Origin of the sequence: Nostoc sp. DedQUE09 (assembly GCF_034530915.1) — a bacterium.
In the GTDB taxonomy this organism is placed as follows: Bacteria; Cyanobacteriota; Cyanobacteriia; order Cyanobacteriales; family Nostocaceae; genus Nostoc.
The window spans coordinates 13,456-30,930 of sequence record NZ_JAVRCE010000084.1 but is presented as its reverse complement, the minus strand read 5'-3'; the positions used below and the strand labels follow the sequence as shown (position 1 = coordinate 30,930).

The following is a 17,475-nucleotide window of genomic DNA, read 5'->3' as shown; positions in this document are numbered from 1 at the left end:
ACCGCCAACCGTTCCGGTGTGGCGGGAGTACCCTTGCGGAGGTCTAGATGGAATTTTCTAGTAATCCATTAAGTTTGCTGAGTTTGTAGTAAGCGCTTTAGCACTCAAATCAAGGACTAAAGTCCTTACTACAAACTTATTCACCTATCAAATAATAAATGGGATGAGCCATCGCCTTTGCCTTAACTTTTAGGATAAAATAGCCCCTTAAAGCTCAATACGGTTTGGATAAGCATTTTGAACTCAGATTTTAAGGGGATTAGGGAATCAACAAGTGCCTAAAATCACAGCTAACTACTTTTCAAACAACCTCTTAAGCAACTTCGTCAGCGATCGCCTATAAACATAAGGATGTTAGGATATCTTTCACTAGCTGCATCTGACTTATGAAATTAGTTTGCTCCCAAAGCGATCTCAGTACAAACCTCTCACTCGTTAGTCGTGCAGTACCTTCACGACCAACTCATCCAGTACTTGCCAATGTGCTGTTACAAGCGGATGCTGAAACCAACCAAGTAAGCTTAACAGCTTTCGATCTCAGTTTGGGAATCCGCACCAGCTTTAACGCAGAGGTATGGCAAAGTGGGGCGATCGCACTTCCTGCTAAGTTACTTGTAGACATCACCTCTCGTCTTCCAGAAGGCGAAATCACTCTAGATGATGAATCAGCCGTGACAGGTGCAACATCTGGTGGAGAAGGTTTAATAGTCACACTCACACCCAAAAGTGGACATTACCAAGTCCGAGCAATGGGGCCGGAAGAATTTCCCGAACTACCTATAATTGAAAATACAGAAGTAATCCATCTCACCACCACTGCATTAATTGAGGGATTACGCGGTTCATTGTTTGCTACGAGTGCTGATGAAACCAAGCAAGTACTCACTGGTGTGCATTTAACAGTTAAACAAGACACCCTAGAATTTGCAGCTACAGACGGACATCGCCTCGCAGTCGTAGAAACTAGCAACGAGCGTCCTCTAGGCGGAACTAGTCAACTAGAAGTGACAGTACCAGCAAGAGCATTACGCGAACTTCAACGAATGTTAGCTCATAGCGCCTCATCAGATGAACCTGTAGCTTTATATTTCGATCAAGGTCAAGTTGTGTTTGCATGGCAAAATCAACGCTTGACTAGTCGCACATTAGAAGGGCAATATCCTGCTTATCGACAATTAATTCCCCGCCAATTTGAGCGACAAGTAACAATTGAACGGCGACAATTTGTCAGCACTTTGGAACGGATTGCTGTTTTAGCCGATCAGAAAAATAATATTGTCAAGCTCAGTATTGATAGCGAAGCTCAAGAAATTACTTTATCTTGTGAAGCTCAAGATGTGGGCAGTGGTAGAGAGTCGATGCCAGCACAAATTTCTGGGGAAAATATTGAAATTGCTTTTAATATTAAATACTTGATGGAAGGCTTGAAAGAGTTGCCATCTTCCGAAATTCAAATGCATTTAAATCAAAGCCTAACTCCAGTCATTTTTACACCATTGGGTGGTTTGAAAATGACCTATTTAGCTATGCCGGTGCAACTTAGAAGTTAAAAAGAATTGTAGGCTAGCAAAGATGTGCTAACCTACAGCGTATTTTTGTTTTCACAGCAGATATGCATATATATATGCATATTAAGTAATCCATATCAGATTAGCTTTTTCCCCCTTCATCCCCATACGTACTATAAATTCATGTCCATCATCAGCAAAACTCAGCTTCCACAAATAGGTCTGAGTTTCTCCTTGTTTGAGATGACCGAAGTAAGTAGTTGTATAGCCCTCAGACATACGGGGAATTAGTGAGGAACTAACTTGGTCAAAATTTTCTTTGGTAATATCAGCTCTGTAGTCTGAATCACCTACTGTAAGAAAAAGCTCGTAATTTCCCGTAGCCGTGGCATCCAAGATAGTCTGCAAACAACTAATGACGTTTTCAGAGGGATTTATCAAATTCATAATCATGTATCCTCCTAAGCGTTAAACCCTAGTCATGTATAAATCAGGTTACTAGCTATCTATCACTTATCAATCAAGCTACTATACTTTCACTCCAAAACTCAAATTTTTTGCAGAAAATCAAAATTATTACATAACTTTACATTCTTCATTTCCAAAGCAGGTATAATCTGCACTATGCAAGTTGATTTTTTGTTTCTATGATTAGTTGATTTGTCTAATTGGAATTTCAATCCAAAATTCTGTACCTAACCCAGGTTTAGAATCACATTTCAACACACCACCATGTTTATCTACGACAATCTGGTAACTAATTGACAACCCCAAGCCAGTGCCTTTTCCCACTGGCTTAGTAGTGAAAAATGGATCGCAGATTCTTGCCTTCAAGGCTTCGGGTATTCCTGGGCCATTGTCTGCAATGCGAATTACTACACTTTTGATATTGCCTTCAAGTTTTCCAAGAGCAGTACGGATAGTAATTTCGCCGTTATGAGGTTTTGATTGAGATTCTGTGTAGTCTTCTAAAGCATCGATCGCATTGCTTAAAACATTCATAAATACCTGATTTAGCGGCCCGGCATAGCACTCCACTAAAGGAAGGTTAGTATATTCTTTGATTAATGTAATTGCCGGACTTTCTGGTTTTGCTTTCAAGCGATGCTGCAAAATTAGCAAGGTGCTATCAATGCCCTCATGAATATCAACTGGTTTTTTTTCTGCTTCATCAAGGCGAGAGAAATTCCGTAAACCCAAGACAATCTGCCGGATGCGATCAACACCAATTTTCATGGAAGACAGAGTTTTGGGCAAATCTTCCATAATAAATTCTAAGTCAATCTCAAGGGCGCGATCGCTAATTTCGGGACTAGGGTTGGGAGTATTCTGTAAATAGAGTTCTAGTATACTAAGCAAATCTTGGGTGTAATCGTTGACATGATTGATGTTGCCATAAATGAAGTTCACGGGGTTATTAATTTCGTGAGCAACACCAGCTACCAGTTGACCTAATGAGGACATTTTCTCAGTTTGGATCAGTTGGGTTTGAGTTTGCTGTAAATCATGCAAAGCTTGAGCTAGCTTTTGAGTCTGTTCTTTGGTTTGATTATGTAATTGCCCTTGTTTGAGTGCAACCCCAAGTTGATTGGCAATTTGAGTAATAAATTTAATTTCCGAGGCTTCCCAATGGCGGGGTGCAGAATTTTGGTAAGCTGCTAGCAAGCCCCATAGCTGTTGCCCGATAAATATAGGTGCGATCGCATAAGCTCTTGCTTGAATTTGCTCTAAAGCCGTAACATGGCATTGAGAGTGGCCAGCTTCATAGATGTCATCGACTACAAAGGTTTCATTGTGACGATATCGCCCACCTTGGGTTTCTTGTAAATAGCTATCTTGCCAAACTGTCTTGGTATCTGAATCTACTAACTTTAACCAGTTATCACCCACAAACTCGGCGATATATTCACCACTCCAATCAGCCTCAAAGCGGTAGACTGCAACTCGATCGGCTTGTAGTGATTTACAGATTTCTTGGGTAGTTGTCTGAAAAATCGCATCTAGATCAAGAGATTCCCTAACTTTCGCCACAACTTCAAACAATACCCGTTGTTGTTCTGCTGCTTGTTGCAAATCTAATGTCTGCTGTTGTGTCTGAGAGAGTAAATCAGCTTGCTGGAGTGCTACACCCATTTGGCCGGCAATCTGACTGAGAAAGTTAACTTCAGAAGTTTTCCATTGCCGAGGGCCAGTGTGTTGATAAGTTGCTAGTAAACCCCAAAGTTTTTGCCCAACAAAAATCGGCGCAAGCACAAAAGCGTAAATTTGAAACTGCTCTAGATTGTCGATATGACACTGAGTAAACCCCATCTTGTAGATGTCATCGACTGCAAATGTTTCATTGTAGCGGTAACGTCCTCCTTCTGTATCTTGTAAGTAGGTGTCATTCCAAATTGTATTAATACCTAGTTCCGACTCATTCGACCAGTATGGACTAGCAGCTTCAAAATCTCCGACAAATTCACCACCCCAATTAGAATCAAAACGATAAACAGAAACGCGATCGGCTTTGATTAATTGACAAACTTCTTTAGTTGTGGTTTGAAAAATCGTATTTGTGTCCAGAGATTCTCGAATCTCAGCAATCACTTTAAACACAGCCTGTTCTTGTTCAGCTGTGCGTTGTAACTCAACAGTGCGTCTTCTAACTTGTTTTTCTAAATTTTCATTGAAAACTTGTACTTGTTGGTGTAGTTCATACTGCTGAACTGCGGAAGCAAAATGTTTACTGAGGTTTCTAGCCAGTTCAATCTCTTCAATTGTCCATTGTTGAGCTTGTGCTTTTTTAGATTCGCGCCAAACCTCAAAGGATCGCCGGGGGTACTGTTGCCTTTGATCGCACTCATGCTGCCCCGCCCATAAAGTTTCTGTATCTACTTCATTGCGGAAAATACTTAAATAGCCTAACAACTGCTGACGATACTGGAGTGGGATCATCAACACGCTGCGAATTTTAGTTGGTTGAAAAGCAACTTGCAAACTTCGCAAGCCAGGAGTGTTATGTATATCTGAAATTGCCCAAACATCGTAGTTAGTAACCTTGTAGTGTTCCTGCCAGATACTATATTGCTCGATCAGTGGATATATAGTTTGTTCTGGCATTACAGGTTGCTGTCCACAGATATAAAGCTTGATACAAGTATTTCCTGGTATTAAGCATTCTGTTAAGCTTGTGACGTTGCCATTGTGGAAATCAAGAGCTTCATTTCTAATACAAAGCCTGCCACCAACACCATCAAAGGCAGCAACAGCCGCTTCTAGGGCTGGTTGTAAAACAATCGTCGGTAGTGAATGTAGTAGGGTAGCAATGCGGTTCACGATCGCTTCTCGTTCGGCTGTTTTGCGAACTTGAGTGTGAAGGGTGCTTTGAGCGATCGCCATTGACAGTTGCTCGACTACCATTTGTATGGCTTCTAGTTCATATTCTGAAATTGAACGCGCTTGGGAATTATGGGACACCAGCAGTCCCCAAAGTTGATTTTGATAGAGAATAGGCGCTACTACAGAAGATTTTACGCCCATTGCCGTTAAGTATTCAATATGGCAGGGGTCTACAGGGCGGTAACGAATCTCCTCTGATATAGTTTCGCCATTATCCAAGTCACGCAGGTGAATTTGACCAATCTCTTTAGTTTCAACATTTACAACAGAACGCACCCGTGATTTGATAAATAGTTCACGGGCAGAGGATGGGATGTCATCGGAGGGAAAATTTAGCCCCAGTAGCGACGGCAAACAATTTTTATTAATTGATTCAGCAATCACTTGACCACTACCATCGGGATGAAATTTATAAATCATCACTCGATCAGTTTTTAATAGCGATCGCACTTCTGCCGTTGTCACTGTGATAATTTCTTCCAACTCTAAGCTGCGTCGGATACGGTTTGTAATGCGGCGTAGTAAACTTTCTTCATGACGACATAAGGGCAAATCTTGTTCAGGGTTGGAGGTCATTGTTTATAGCAAAATAAATTAATAATTTGAAAACTGGCATAATTAAATCTAAAGATATTGTGAAATTTATTTGATCATTTTGTCTTCAGTAAAACTACGGTCAAATCATTAATAAAAATATTTTTTTACCTTTTATCAAAATTCACCAAAACATCATAAAAACAGACGCTAAAAATATTGCGTCTGTACTAGCTACAAGAGAAAATTCTTGTTTTTTAGTTTTAAGTTTGTCTTGACAGAGTAACCTTCAACAAAATTAAACTTTTGTGATGTCAGCAAAGCGAATTTTTAGATAGTCATTTTCCATCTTTGCTCCGGCTGGTTGTAGTGCTGCTAAGGCTTGTGGCAAAACTAAGTTACGACGATGGTTGCCAATAGTGATGTTTAATTCGTCTCCAGTTTTACTAAGTTGAACTTGGTCTTTAGGAATACCGGGTAAGTAAAGTTCTAAGCTGTATTGGTTTTCCTCTTGCACTACTCTAAGAGTTGTTTCTTTGTAATAAACCTGAGTTGGATCTTCATCTTTATAAAGAGTTTCTTTCAGGCGTTCTAATGAAGCTAATCCACACATTTCCTCAGAAAATAGGGGAACTTCTTTCACAGGTAGAGGGTGAAAATCATCATGAATTTCTCGGCGATATTGCTCCTGACTTTCCTTCCAACGTTGGAAAAATGGATCTTGAACTTCACTTGGAATAATCCGATTTGCCACAACTAAATCTGTTGCAACGTTATACAAACTTAGATAAGCATGGGCACGGAGAGACTCTTTAATCACCATTTTTTCGGGATTAGTGACAAGACGCACTGAGGTTTGAGTATTATCTGTTAATACTTTTTCCAGCGCTTCAATTTGTTCATAAAACTCATAAGGTGCATCCATTACTTCTTTATCAGGTAGCGAAAAACCAGCAATTGGTCTAAACAAAGGTTCAACCAAGGGTCGAAGTGCCACCGAGATGTTTTGAAATGGTTTGTAAAAACGGCGCATATACCAGCCACCGACTTCAGGTAAACTCAGCAAGCGCAGTGCTGTACCGGTGGGGGCTGAGTCGATAATTAAGACATCAAACTCACCTTCATCGTAATGGCGTTTCATCCTTACCAAGCCAAAAATCTCATCCATCCCTGGTAAAATTGCCAATTCTTCCGCCTGTACGCCATCTAAACCCCTTGCCTGTAAAACTTGGGTAATATAACGTTTCACAGCACCCCAGTTTCCCTCCAGTTCTTGCAGCGCATCCAGTTCAGCACCCCAGAGATTTGGGCGAATTTTTTGGGGTACGTGTCCCAGTTCCATATCAAAACTGTCTGCGAGGGAGTGGGCGGGATCTGTACTTAAAACCAACGTCTGATAGCCTAGTTCCGCACAACGCAGCCCAGTTGCAGCAGCGACGGAAGTTTTGCCCACACCGCCTTTACCAGTCATTAAAATTACACGCATAGATGCTTTTATCCTGCCTGAGATTTTTTTACATTTATTTACATTATCGACTGTTTAAGGAAAATAAATGTTGTTTCAACACGTCTAGGCATTATTATGAGTGTTTACCCTAACTCATCCGTTGGCTTTTGCTGCAATAACTGGTCAAGCTTAGTTTCCAGTGCCGAGAGTTTTTTAAGAATTGTGGGGCGATCGCCATCAATAGAAATTAGTAAATTGGTTATTCTCTCTTGTATATTCGTTAATTGTGCTACTGCATTCTGAATTTGGAGCATTCCTTCTCGGAGTTCTTGGCGTTCTTGTCGTGCTTCCGCCATTTCATCTAACATAGCTTGGACTGTTTTAGCATTACTCTCAATTAGATGTTTGAGTTCTTTATCAGTCATTGCGATCGCGCTTTGAAGTTGAGTTTATTATTAACTCTAAAGTATTGAGGGATTTTGTTTCAATCCCCCGTAGGGCAGCACATCTGTGCTACCGGGTACTATGGTTTAATTACCTAAAAATTGCGATCGCGGCTGTTTACTAGCAATTAGATTTTTAGTCTCATGGCAAATACCTATACCTCTAGACACCAGTCATTACAGGGCTTGAGGGTTGTATCATGTCCGCCTAATTAGTTATGATTTCCACAGTCATTGCACCCCACACGCCAGATGCTCCACTTGGGGAGACCCCAAGACCGCACTGGCTCCCCTTAATCCCCTCCCCGCTCTTCGGGAGGGGAGACGAAGCGTAGCTTTGGCGGGGTGGGGTTCTTCGGGTTTAGTAAGTAATCAAGCGAACATGATATTACTCTTTGTAGTGCTAACTTTGGGTAATTTTTAGCACTACAAAAAGTGAAGTGTTCTTGTTGCACTTCTGATAACCGACTGCTGCGATTTTCAAGCCCTCATCCCACTCCACAAGATTGGATAATTTATTTGTTGGAAATTCTTAATTCACTGTCCCAAGCACATTTTGCTGTAGAGGAACGCCACTAAAGGCAATTTCCTCAACATTCAAGACATTCAAGGTAAATTGATCCCGCTTAATGGTGTAATTGTTGGGGCTGCCTGTACCCGTAATAATATAATCACTTTTGAAATTAGACAGAATTAGCTTATCCGCTCCCGATCCACCATCGAGCGTGGCATTACCGTAACCAACATCAAATATGTCGTTGCCACCTCCACCCTTAATCAATACATCGGCAATAGTACCCCCTTGATCGGAGACAGTATTACCGTTAGCATCAATTCGACGGGCTTTGAATTCATCTTTACCGTTTCCGCCATCAATCGTGCCGCCTTGAATGCCAATGCTGGTGCCATAGCCAGTAAGGATATCATCTCCTGCCCCTTGATAAATAATGCCATCAGTATTAAGAATACCTGTGCCTTGACTAATGCCAGTGCCAATGAGGGTATCGTTGCCATCGCCTAAATTGATTGTGCCACTGTTAACAATGCCTATACCTACACCAGGTGCAAGCTCCACTGGCCCTTGCCCAAAAGGGTCATCAGCGTAGAACCCTGCACCGCCTGTGCCTGTGCCAGAGAGATAGTCGTTTCCCTGCCCAACAGCGATCGTGCTACTCTTGCTGTTGGAGATGCCTATACCCCTACCCGCATAGTACGATCTAAAAGGTTCTTCGCTTGCATCACTCCCCTTGCCGATACCAACAATAGAATCGTTTCCTTTCTCTCCATTAATGTTGCTACCACCACTGTTGAAGATACCTGTACCTTCTCCTCCAGTCCTACTAGTTCCACCAGTTCCAGTTCCCTTGATGGAATCGTTCCCTTCTCCTCCATTAATGTTGCTGCCCTCAGTGTTAGAAATTCCTATAGCAGTCATTCCCGATCCAGTTCCCTCGATAGAGTCGTTCCCTTTTGCTCCATCAATGCGGCTATACTGAGTATTAGAGATACCTATAGTGATGGCTGTTCCATAAGCGTCGCCTCCCACTCCGGTTCCCTTGATCAAATCTTTTCCGTCTTCTCCATTAATGTAACCACCCTGAGTGTTAGAGATACCTATACCAGGTACATCAGTTCTATACTGGTAGCCACCAGTGCCTGTGCCAGAGATCGTATCGTCTTCCGTCCCTGCATTGATGATGCCACTGTTAGCAATGCCTGTACCTGTGCCTGCATTGTTAAAGTCGTCGCCGCCTGTGCCACTACCCTCGATAGTATCGTTACCTGCTTGAGTATCGATGACTCCGTTTTTTAAAACCTCAATTCCAATTGCTGGGATTGCATTATCCTCTTGTCCCACCACTAGATCCGAACCAGAAGTGCCTATGAATGGGGGTAAAGAAACAATTAGTCTGGACATTAATATAACTTTCCTCAATTGAGTGCGATCAAGTTTTAAACCCTGAAAGTCTTGCTCTTTGAAAAAGAATTCTCTAACGACAATTCCCTCTCATCAAGCTAATACCTGCTTAATTTACGTTGGACGCACAAGTTTTATGCAGAGCCAGCCAATTTTTTATAAAAGTTCATAGTCTGCCAAAATTACAGGAGTTGCGGGTAGCGTAAAAATCAAAGACCTAAATCAAATCAGTCAGCCAACCGTAGTTGTTCAGTCTCCCCCATCAAAAAACGATTAAGAGGCAACGGGGATGGAGGAGTGTATCTAGTTCATCCACTAAAGTAACTTTGGATAATTGAGGCAATATAATTGCAAAATAACTTACGGAGTTTTAGGTTGGGTAAAATTTGCAATATCTTGGGAAAAACTTTCATATACTCATCAATAACCAGAACTATTCCCACAAAAATCTTGTACAAGAATAAGTTATACTGCAAAGATTTCAGGGATGATGAGCAACACCAACATAGTATATGTATGTTTATTCCTCTTTCTGATGATTGCCTTGTTTAAAATGCTAAAAAGGCAGATTCAGGCAAATTCCTTCCCAGTAGGCGAACAGCAGGCAATCAGAGTTTTATTTATTGGCAACAGCTATACATATTTCAACGACCTTCCTTGGTTGACACAACAGTTGGCTGCTTCAGTGAAAGAACCTAAAACGCTGGAAACTGAAATGGTTGTGGTTGGTGGAGCTACGCTCAAAAGCCACTGGAGACGTGGTAAAGCACTCAGACTTTTGAAAGCAAAACGATGGGATTACGTAGTACTGCAAGAGCAAAGTACTTTACCAATTACTAATCCCAAGGAAATGTACAAGTACGCTACTCTGTTTGATGCTGAGATTAAGCGAGTTAATTCCCAAACAGTGTTTTACTTGACTTGGGCAAAGCAAAATCAACCAGAAACGCAACAGATATTGACTGATGCTTACATGAACATTGCTCAAGAACTGAAAGCTAAAGTTGCACCTGTGGGAATAGCTTGGCAAAAAATTCAAGAAGCGAATCTAAAATTAAACCTTTATAGTTCTGATAAAAGCCACCCTAGTCCGATTGGATCGTATGTCGCAGCGTGTGTATTCTATGCAACATTTTACGAGAATAGTCCCGTAGGCTTGAGTCGTCGTATATATAGTTGCGATTCTAGTAACCCACAAGAAAACAACAGAATTGAGTTGGAAAGTTTAAGTGAAACAGATGCCCAAATCATTAAAAACTTGGTTGATAGCATCGTCATAAAAATATAAAAATAACCTTTTATATTTAATTAGCGAATTTATAAAAAAGAAAATATGCACTTATTAATTGCAAAGTTTTTTATCTACTTGCTAAAAGATTGCTCGAATTGCTGTATTCAGTGCTTTTTCTACGACTGCGGCTTTACATAACTTTATGAAGGTAGTACGATCTAGCGTAATTACCACGTTAGTTTTTTGGGGTAGGTGGGTAGTATAAATTACCTAAAAACTAATTTGGTATATAGCGATGTTCAAGACTAAACTATCGGAATCCCGTGCTTGGGGGAAACTTAATACCTCAAAGTTCATGGATCGCCATGTTGGGGCGATCGCAGCTTTAATTTTAATTAGCTTACTGAGTTCATTGAGTGGAACACCAATTGACCATAACATCTCTAATGGCTGGGAAGCCTTTGTTTGGGGATTGGCAGATCCAGTAATTAGCTTGAATTGTTTAGTTGGTATTGTTGCTATTGGCTTACTCTCATCTGTGTTTGTTAGTGGCGCTGCGATCGCTGGATGTTTTGTCTTGGCAACAGTTTTGGGCATTGTAATTCATATATTTCAGCTAGATTTACCAGGCACAGAAATAGCCATCGCCATTTCTACCATTGTTTTTGGTACTATGCTGATGATGCCAAATCAACTAAACTTTCTGGTGCTTGCTCTAGTGGGCATCAATGCCGGTTTATTTCAAGGTTACGCTAATGCTGAATCTATTGTTAGTGCAGGAACAATATCAGTCGTTGCCTATATACTAGGTATTGCCTTAACTCTGTTTACCGTTGCTATGAGTGCCAGAGAAATTGGTGTTGGGATGGGTATGGGAGAGATAAACCGAACTTTATCCTGGAAAATCAGCCTTGCTGGCTTCGCTTTATGTGCGATCGGTATCGTATTTTTGAGCAATTCGCTTATTTAAATCAGATATTTCAATTCAGTGGAATACATTCATTCGTGGGGGCGTACACCTAGCTGTGCGCCCCCACTGCGTTTTCAGATTGGATCGAGCTAGTGAATATGTTGATGCACCTCTGCGCTAATCTAGAGGCTATATATAAATAAAAAGTTATGACACCTGAAGAAATTGCGGCTACGCTTACAGAATTATTTGATACATCGGCTGTTACTACGACTGCTCCTGGATCGTGGCAAGTAGACACTCCTACTTTTCGGCTGTTGGTGCTGCTTTCCGAAGATAATACTTGGCTGCGAGTTTTACTGCCTATTCTGCCCATCCAAGAAGCCCAACCATTTTTAGAACAGTTCCTAGAAGCCAACTTTGATGACACTCAAGAAGTACGTTACGCTTTGTATGAAAGAGTAATTTGGGGGGTATTTCAACATCACAGCGGAACTTTAGTGAGTGCAGATTTATCCAATGCAATCAACCGACTTTTATCTCTCCATCAGGCTAGATTAGATAATGTCTTTAATCAACTAATTGAAAGCCGTATCCGGCAAATTATTCAGGCAGCAAAACAGCAAGGACAATCTCTGCAAGCTACTATGCAAAGCTTAGAACGCTTTTACGCCGAAGGAATGATGGGCGAAATCAATCAAACTTCACAAGGACGAGAAGAAGTCTTAACTGCTTGGCGGCGTCAGTTAGAACGTTTATGGAATGAGGGGTAATTTCGGTTCTTCAGTTTTCATATTCAACCAATTTACAGATATTTTACAGATATATTTATCTATCATGAATCTCGTTGAAATCCTCAAAAAAGACTATCAAAGATTCCCAGTCAATCAAACTTATAGCATTTATGCCCCAGAGGTTTATTTTCAAGACCCGATGAATAAATTCCGTGGTGTTAAACGTTACAAAGCAATGATTAATTTTATCGAAACTTGGTTTTTAAATCCCAAGATGGACTTACATAATATTCAACGTTTAGGAGACACAATCAAAACTGAGTGGACACTCAGTTGGAATACTCCTCTCCCCTGGAAACCACGGATCTCTATTCCTGGTTGGAGTGAATTAGGTCTTAACTCTGATGGTTTGATTATTTCCCATATCGATTATTGGAACTGTTCCCGCTTAGATGTAGTGAAGCAGCATTTTTCCTCTTGAAAAAGTGGATGATTCAAATAATATAATTACCGTCAAAACCTTCATGGTTTGTAGTAAGGACTTTAGTCCTCTCTGACGAGATGCTATGGAAACAAAATCAGGACTGAAGTCTTGTTATTACACTAGATGTAACAACGAAAGCCATTAATTATTATGATGGTTGCAAAAAATCCTGAAATATCTGCTGAATTAACTATATACTACATACAGAATTTGTATAAGATATTTTCTCGATTTAGAAGGGGTTAATAACTACCTAATTTCTGGATAAAATCTCTATGTTCAGCAGACTGCAAACCTGCTTGTAAAACCTTCAACACACCCTGCATATTACCTGCTAATAACTCCGTGGTCGCTAACCACAACCCTGGAAATACCCGACTTCGCAAAACGCCTTCATTGTCAGGTACTAATTCCAAATATTCACCCTGTTCCAGAGAAAACCAAGTCAATTTTTGGTCTAAAACTTGCCAAACAATATATTCTTTGACACCGTTACGACGATAAGCCTGTTTTTTGCCATGAAGATCGATAGCCGCACTACTAGCAGCAATTTCCACAACTAACTCTGGCGCACCTTCAATATAATCATCTTCACTCAGCCGCGTTTGACCACCTGCTTCCGGTTCAATCAACAGAACAGCATTGGGTTGAGGTTCGTTATCTAAGTCTAAGCGGATGGTAGGTTCAACTCCCAACGCTACACCAGAAGTCGCAGCTTCGTAAGTAACTAACCAACCAATAATCCAACCATGCGGTTGACCGTGACTTCGGAAACGCAGGGCAGCAGGCATAATATAGACAATCCCTTCCGTTAATTCAGCTTTTTTCAGGTTAGGGGTGGCATTATAGCGACGCTCAAATTCATAGCGGGTAAGTTTATCGCCATTTTCCAAAGGAGGAATTGTCCAAAGCTGGGAGGGTATTTTCACCATATTTCACCATAATTGTTGTGAAAATGAGCTTGTGTACATCTTAGCGAATTAGGTAAAAACGCTGCCGAGTTGGGAATGAAGGACTTCTGACCTCTCTCCAAACCTCTCTCCTAAAAGGAGAGAGGCTTTGAATTTTACTCTCCAAGGCTAGTAGGGAAGGGGCTGTTCTTGTTAGGTCTAATTTAGTGAAACATTAAGATTTTTTTACAAACCCAACAGAAATGTTGTTGAAATTGATAGCTGTATCCCAAGCAGTAAAAAGGTTCCAGCCATATCGCCTCGCCTAAAACCCGCAACAAACCTTATTTTTTTTCAGCCAGCAGGTTTGAGAAAATCAGAAACGATTTAATAATCAAGCACTTATAAGTAAATGGGCTGAATTAAAGATAATACCTCTCTCCAAACCTCTCCCCTTCTCTATCAACGGTACGCTGGGCGATGCCTACGGCGGTAAACTACGCACCGAAGGGGTTGGTGGTAAGCTCTATCTTATATTTTTTACGCCCACTTACTTAGTTATTTCTGTTTAAAAGGGAGACACAAACATGAAATTGGCTTACTGGATGTATGCTGGCCCAGCCCACATCGGCACTCTGCGAATCGCTAGTTCTTTTAAAAATGTTCATGCGATCATGCACGCCCCACTTGGCGATGATTACTTCAACGTCATGCGCTCTATGCTATCGCGGGAAAGGGATTTTACTCCGGTGACAACCAGTGTCGTCGATCGCAACGTTTTGGCACGCGGCTCCCAAGAGAAGGTGGTAGATAACATCGTCCGCAAGGATGCCGAGGAACACCCAGATTTGATTGTGTTAACTCCCACCTGTACCTCCAGCATTTTGCAAGAGGATCTGCACAACTTTGTCGAACGGGCGCAGTTGGAAGCGAAAGGAGACGTAATGCTAGCGGATGTGAACCACTACCGTTATAACGAACTGCAAGCCGCCGATCGCACTTTGGATCAAATCGTTCAATACTACATTGAAAAAGCTCGGAGGCGAGGCGAATTGGCTGAGGGCAAAACAGCAAAGCCCTCGGTGAACATTATCGGTACTACCACCCTCGGTTTCCACAACAACCACGACTGCACCGAACTGAAACGGCTGATGGCTGACTTGGGGATTGAGGTAAATACCTTAATTCCCGAAGGTGCTTCGGTGAATGACTTGAAGAAGATGTCCCAAGCCTGGTTTAACTTAGTACCTTACCGCGAACTCGGTTTGACCACAGCCCGTTACTTGGAAGAACAATTTGGCACACCTTATATAGACATTACTCCAATGGGTGTAGTGGAAACTGCCCGTTGTATTCGCAAGATTCAGCAGGTAATTAATGCTCAAGGTGCAGAAGTTGACTACGAAGACTTCATCAATGAGCAAACCCTCCATGTATCTCAGGCTGCTTGGTTCTCCCGTTCGATTGACTGTCAAAACTTGACTGGCAAAAAAGCTGTAGTCTTTGGTGACAATACCCACGCCGCCGCCATTACCAAGATTTTGGCGCGAGAAATGGGGATTCATGTTGTTTGGGCTGGAACTTACTGTAAATATGATGCAGATTGGTTCCGCGAACAGGTTAGTGAATATTGCGATGAAGTGCTGATTACAGACGATCATGGTGTAATTGGGGATGCGATCGCTCGTGTCGAACCCTCTGCCATTTTCGGCACGCAAATGGAACGCCATGTTGGTAAGCGCTTGGATATTCCTTGTGGCGTAATTGCTGCACCAATCCACGTCCAAAACTTCCCCATTGGTTACAAACCATTTATGGGTTACGAAGGGACGAATCAGATTACAGATTTGATCTACAATTCCTTCACTTTGGGAATGGAAGATCACCTCTTAGAAATCTTTGGCGGTCACGATACCAAAGAAGTTATTACTAGAGGAATTTCTGCTGATTCTGATTTGAATTGGACAAAAGATGGTCAAGCAGAATTGAATAAAATTCCTGGATTTGTGCGCGGGAAAGTGAAGCGTAATACTGAAAAATTTGCGCGCGATCGCGGTTTTAAAGAAATTAACGCTGAGGTATTGTACGCTGCAAAGGAAGCTGTCGGGGCTTAGATTAGAGTTGAATTGAGAAGATTTAGGGGTGAGGAGTTATGTATACTCTTTACCCTATTTTTTACTTTAGTGATAAAAATTAAATTATGAGATATCATAGATTTAATATTAAGTTTTATATATTTTTTCAATAAGTATTTAAAAGAACTAAATTAAATATGAATGATGACAAAGCAGCATTGTTTGCGGCACTATGTCAGGCTGGTATTAATCACAGTCCAGAAAAAGTTGTGCGGATTGCCAAGCAAACCGATGGCAAAATTGTATTTTTAGAGCAGGGAAAAGCTGGTAGAAGAGGTAGCGGATTAGCCCACATCTTAAATAAACATCAAGATGACTTTGCCAGGCGTGGAATCTCTCAGAATGAAATCCCTGATGCTGTTATAGCTGCTGTGACAAGAGGAAAGTTTCTTGGTTATCAAGGAACAATAGAACCTCGCCGAGAAATCTATGAAGTAATTTTTAATGGACAAACACAATACATAGCAGTGAGTGTGGGCGATAATGGTTATATAGTCGGAGCAAATCCCGCCTCTGTACCATAATTTCACCTGAATAGCTATGGCAGTAAAGATAAAACTAATGGCTGATTATGGGTGCGAACCTTTATGGTGGGCAGATGCTGATAAAGTTGGTAACATCGATCCAGCAAAACTGCCCCTCAGTCAAGAAACCATTAGCCATCTAAGAAAATGGGCATCTGCTTACAATGCAACATCAAATTGGCAAGATCCTGCTAACTCACCAGATTTGAGTGCAGAGGCTGAAGCGGCTTTTGAAGAAGAAGGAATTAGTCTTTGGAAGGAATTGCAAACAGAACTTGCACCGAATTATCAAGTTGTGTATTTCAGTGAGCCATTAGGCAAAGTTTTAACTCATCCTAGTGAATTAGAAGTTTTACGTCCTATTCAGTAATGATTTCACGTAATAGAATATAAATCTAGTGCAGCACCAATAAATTTAATAATGTTAGTTCGGTTTTGTAACAAGACTGAAAAGCTTCTTGCTTTTCAGTCCGTGAGAATTTGTTGCACAGTTGGGTTAACTGAAGCTTAATTTAGTTTTTGTTTTTGGATTTTTTCCCATTCCTCATGAATACTTTGTAATGCCTTCAAGGTACGATTTAAACGAGCTTTCTTTAACTCAGGAGTCTCTTTTTGGAATAAACTCGGAGAATTTATTACTTTATGTAGTTCAGATTGGATGGAATGCAAGCGATCGCTCAAACAGCGTTCAAAGATTTCATCATTACCACTACTCACATTTTCTAATAATTGGCGATATATATACTCTTTAGAACTGATTTGACTATTGAGAGCGGTATTAACAATTTCCTCGATTAACTTGTGGTAGGAGTCAGATAAGAAATTAGATGCTATGGCTGGCGTGGGTTCTGCTGCAAGATTATTTGTTTCAGAAGTAGAGGGATCGGATATTTCTTCTTTAGTTGGCGTTACTAAAGTTTCCTCAGAAGTAGGGGATTCTTCTTTAGTGGGTGTTGGTAAAGTTTTCCGAGAATTTGTAGGTGAAGAATTTGCTTTAGAATTAGATAAATAATAATCTGCTAAAGAGCCACAGAGAAACTCTTCACGAAAGCGGTTTATCTTGGCACGTGACTGGATTTTGTGGTAGCGACGTTTTTGATACCATAAACCAGAAATGAGTAAGCCTGCAATGGCTCCTATGCCAACTCCTGCCATAGCAACCTTGCCATCTTCTAAAGCTTGATTTTGTTGCTCAGATTCGACAGTCGGATTGGAAGATGCACTTTGAGCAATCGCATAGTCACTCGCTGAATTTAGCTGTACGCTAGTAGCGATCGCCGCAGCCGACAGTATAAGTCTAAATATTAACTTTGATTTCCACATAATTTTACAGCTT

General features: G+C 41.1%; 15 protein-coding genes. 8 read left to right on the top strand and 7 right to left on the bottom strand.

Going from position 1 to position 17,475, the window contains the following annotated elements; translation table 11 throughout:
- Positions 1-386: 386 nt before the first annotated feature.
- A complete protein-coding gene (gene dnaN / locus RMY27_RS32105) occupies positions 387-1,550 on the top strand; it encodes a DNA polymerase III subunit beta (protein ID WP_322668869.1) in 1,164 nt (387 codons plus the stop codon).
- 81 nt (positions 1,551-1,631) lie between these two features.
- On the opposite strand, the gene RMY27_RS32100 is transcribed toward dnaN, so the two are convergent.
- The 5 genes from RMY27_RS32100 to RMY27_RS32080 form a co-directional block, all read right to left on the bottom strand.
- Positions 1,632-1,955, bottom strand: coding sequence for a hypothetical protein (locus tag RMY27_RS32100; RefSeq protein WP_322668868.1), 324 nt, complete (start codon positions 1,953-1,955; stop codon positions 1,632-1,634).
- Between the two features lie 204 nt (positions 1,956-2,159).
- On the bottom strand, positions 2,160-5,465 hold the full coding sequence (locus tag RMY27_RS32095; RefSeq protein ID WP_322668867.1) for a GAF domain-containing protein: 3,306 nt from the start codon (positions 5,463-5,465) through the stop codon (positions 2,160-2,162).
- A gap of 256 nt (positions 5,466-5,721) precedes the next feature.
- Positions 5,722-6,909 (bottom strand): TRC40/GET3/ArsA family transport-energizing ATPase, encoded by a 1,188-nt coding sequence (locus tag RMY27_RS32090; RefSeq protein WP_322668866.1) that lies wholly within the window; start codon positions 6,907-6,909, stop codon positions 5,722-5,724.
- 104 nt (positions 6,910-7,013) lie between these two features.
- Positions 7,014-7,295 (bottom strand): hypothetical protein, encoded by a 282-nt coding sequence (locus RMY27_RS32085; RefSeq protein WP_322668865.1) that lies wholly within the window; start codon positions 7,293-7,295, stop codon positions 7,014-7,016.
- 550 nt (positions 7,296-7,845) lie between these two features.
- Positions 7,846-9,231 carry a calcium-binding protein gene (locus RMY27_RS32080; RefSeq protein ID WP_322668864.1) on the bottom strand — a complete coding sequence of 462 codons (1,386 nt, stop codon included), beginning with the start codon at positions 9,229-9,231 and terminating at the stop codon, positions 7,846-7,848.
- Between the two features lie 553 nt (positions 9,232-9,784).
- Between RMY27_RS32080 and RMY27_RS32075 the strand changes: the two genes are divergently transcribed.
- The 4 genes from RMY27_RS32075 to RMY27_RS32060 all read left to right on the top strand — a co-directional run bounded on the left by RMY27_RS32075 (position 9,785) and on the right by RMY27_RS32060 (position 12,587).
- Positions 9,785-10,519, top strand: a complete 735-nt coding sequence (locus tag RMY27_RS32075; RefSeq protein ID WP_322668863.1) for an SGNH/GDSL hydrolase family protein — start codon at positions 9,785-9,787, stop codon at positions 10,517-10,519.
- A gap of 238 nt (positions 10,520-10,757) precedes the next feature.
- A complete protein-coding gene (locus RMY27_RS32070) occupies positions 10,758-11,432 on the top strand; it encodes a HupE/UreJ family protein (RefSeq protein WP_322668862.1) in 675 nt (224 codons plus the stop codon).
- 149 nt (positions 11,433-11,581) lie between these two features.
- The gene (locus tag RMY27_RS32065; RefSeq protein ID WP_322668861.1) at positions 11,582-12,145 is read left to right on the top strand and encodes a hypothetical protein; all 564 of its coding nucleotides are present in this window, start codon (positions 11,582-11,584) and stop codon (positions 12,143-12,145) included.
- A gap of 64 nt (positions 12,146-12,209) precedes the next feature.
- Complete coding sequence (locus tag RMY27_RS32060) at positions 12,210-12,587, top strand: DUF2358 domain-containing protein (RefSeq protein WP_322668860.1); 378 nt, start codon at positions 12,210-12,212, stop codon at positions 12,585-12,587.
- Between the two features lie 245 nt (positions 12,588-12,832).
- Here RMY27_RS32060 and RMY27_RS32055 read toward each other — a convergent pair whose 3' ends face one another.
- On the bottom strand, positions 12,833-13,522 hold the full coding sequence (locus tag RMY27_RS32055; RefSeq protein ID WP_322668859.1) for a Uma2 family endonuclease: 690 nt from the start codon (positions 13,520-13,522) through the stop codon (positions 12,833-12,835).
- A 545-nt stretch (positions 13,523-14,067) separates the two neighbouring features.
- Here RMY27_RS32055 and bchB point away from each other — a divergent pair.
- The 3 genes from bchB (at position 14,068) to RMY27_RS32040 (ending at position 16,509) form a co-directional block, all read left to right on the top strand.
- Positions 14,068-15,594, top strand: a complete 1,527-nt coding sequence (gene bchB, locus RMY27_RS32050) for a ferredoxin:protochlorophyllide reductase (ATP-dependent) subunit B (protein ID WP_322668858.1) — start codon at positions 14,068-14,070, stop codon at positions 15,592-15,594.
- Positions 15,595-15,752: 158 nt separating this feature from the next.
- Positions 15,753-16,139 carry a hypothetical protein gene (locus RMY27_RS32045; RefSeq protein ID WP_322668857.1) on the top strand — a complete coding sequence of 129 codons (387 nt, stop codon included), beginning with the start codon at positions 15,753-15,755 and terminating at the stop codon, positions 16,137-16,139.
- 16 nt (positions 16,140-16,155) lie between these two features.
- Positions 16,156-16,509 carry a hypothetical protein gene (locus RMY27_RS32040; protein ID WP_322668856.1) on the top strand — a complete coding sequence of 118 codons (354 nt, stop codon included), beginning with the start codon at positions 16,156-16,158 and terminating at the stop codon, positions 16,507-16,509.
- A gap of 137 nt (positions 16,510-16,646) precedes the next feature.
- Here RMY27_RS32040 and RMY27_RS32035 read toward each other — a convergent pair whose 3' ends face one another.
- Complete coding sequence (locus RMY27_RS32035) at positions 16,647-17,462, bottom strand: hypothetical protein (protein WP_322668855.1); 816 nt, start codon at positions 17,460-17,462, stop codon at positions 16,647-16,649.
- Positions 17,463-17,475 lie beyond the last annotated feature (13 nt).

Coding starts and splice junctions, on each gene's coding strand:
- dnaN (WP_322668869.1), top strand. CDS start 387: ATGAAATTAGTTTGCTCCCAAAGCGATCTCAGTACAAACCTCTCACTC.
- RMY27_RS32100 (WP_322668868.1), bottom strand. CDS start 1,955: ATGAATTTGATAAATCCCTCTGAAAACGTCATTAGTTGTTTGCAGACT.
- RMY27_RS32095 (WP_322668867.1), bottom strand. CDS start 5,465: ATGACCTCCAACCCTGAACAAGATTTGCCCTTATGTCGTCATGAAGAA.
- RMY27_RS32090 (WP_322668866.1), bottom strand. CDS start 6,909: ATGCGTGTAATTTTAATGACTGGTAAAGGCGGTGTGGGCAAAACTTCC.
- RMY27_RS32085 (WP_322668865.1), bottom strand. CDS start 7,295: ATGACTGATAAAGAACTCAAACATCTAATTGAGAGTAATGCTAAAACA.
- RMY27_RS32080 (WP_322668864.1), bottom strand. CDS start 9,231: ATGTCCAGACTAATTGTTTCTTTACCCCCATTCATAGGCACTTCTGGT.
- RMY27_RS32075 (WP_322668863.1), top strand. CDS start 9,785: ATGCTAAAAAGGCAGATTCAGGCAAATTCCTTCCCAGTAGGCGAACAG.
- RMY27_RS32070 (WP_322668862.1), top strand. CDS start 10,758: ATGTTCAAGACTAAACTATCGGAATCCCGTGCTTGGGGGAAACTTAAT.
- RMY27_RS32065 (WP_322668861.1), top strand. CDS start 11,582: ATGACACCTGAAGAAATTGCGGCTACGCTTACAGAATTATTTGATACA.
- RMY27_RS32060 (WP_322668860.1), top strand. CDS start 12,210: ATGAATCTCGTTGAAATCCTCAAAAAAGACTATCAAAGATTCCCAGTC.
- RMY27_RS32055 (WP_322668859.1), bottom strand. CDS start 13,522: ATGGTGAAAATACCCTCCCAGCTTTGGACAATTCCTCCTTTGGAAAAT.
- bchB (WP_322668858.1), top strand. CDS start 14,068: ATGAAATTGGCTTACTGGATGTATGCTGGCCCAGCCCACATCGGCACT.
- RMY27_RS32045 (WP_322668857.1), top strand. CDS start 15,753: ATGAATGATGACAAAGCAGCATTGTTTGCGGCACTATGTCAGGCTGGT.
- RMY27_RS32040 (WP_322668856.1), top strand. CDS start 16,156: ATGGCAGTAAAGATAAAACTAATGGCTGATTATGGGTGCGAACCTTTA.
- RMY27_RS32035 (WP_322668855.1), bottom strand. CDS start 17,462: ATGTGGAAATCAAAGTTAATATTTAGACTTATACTGTCGGCTGCGGCG.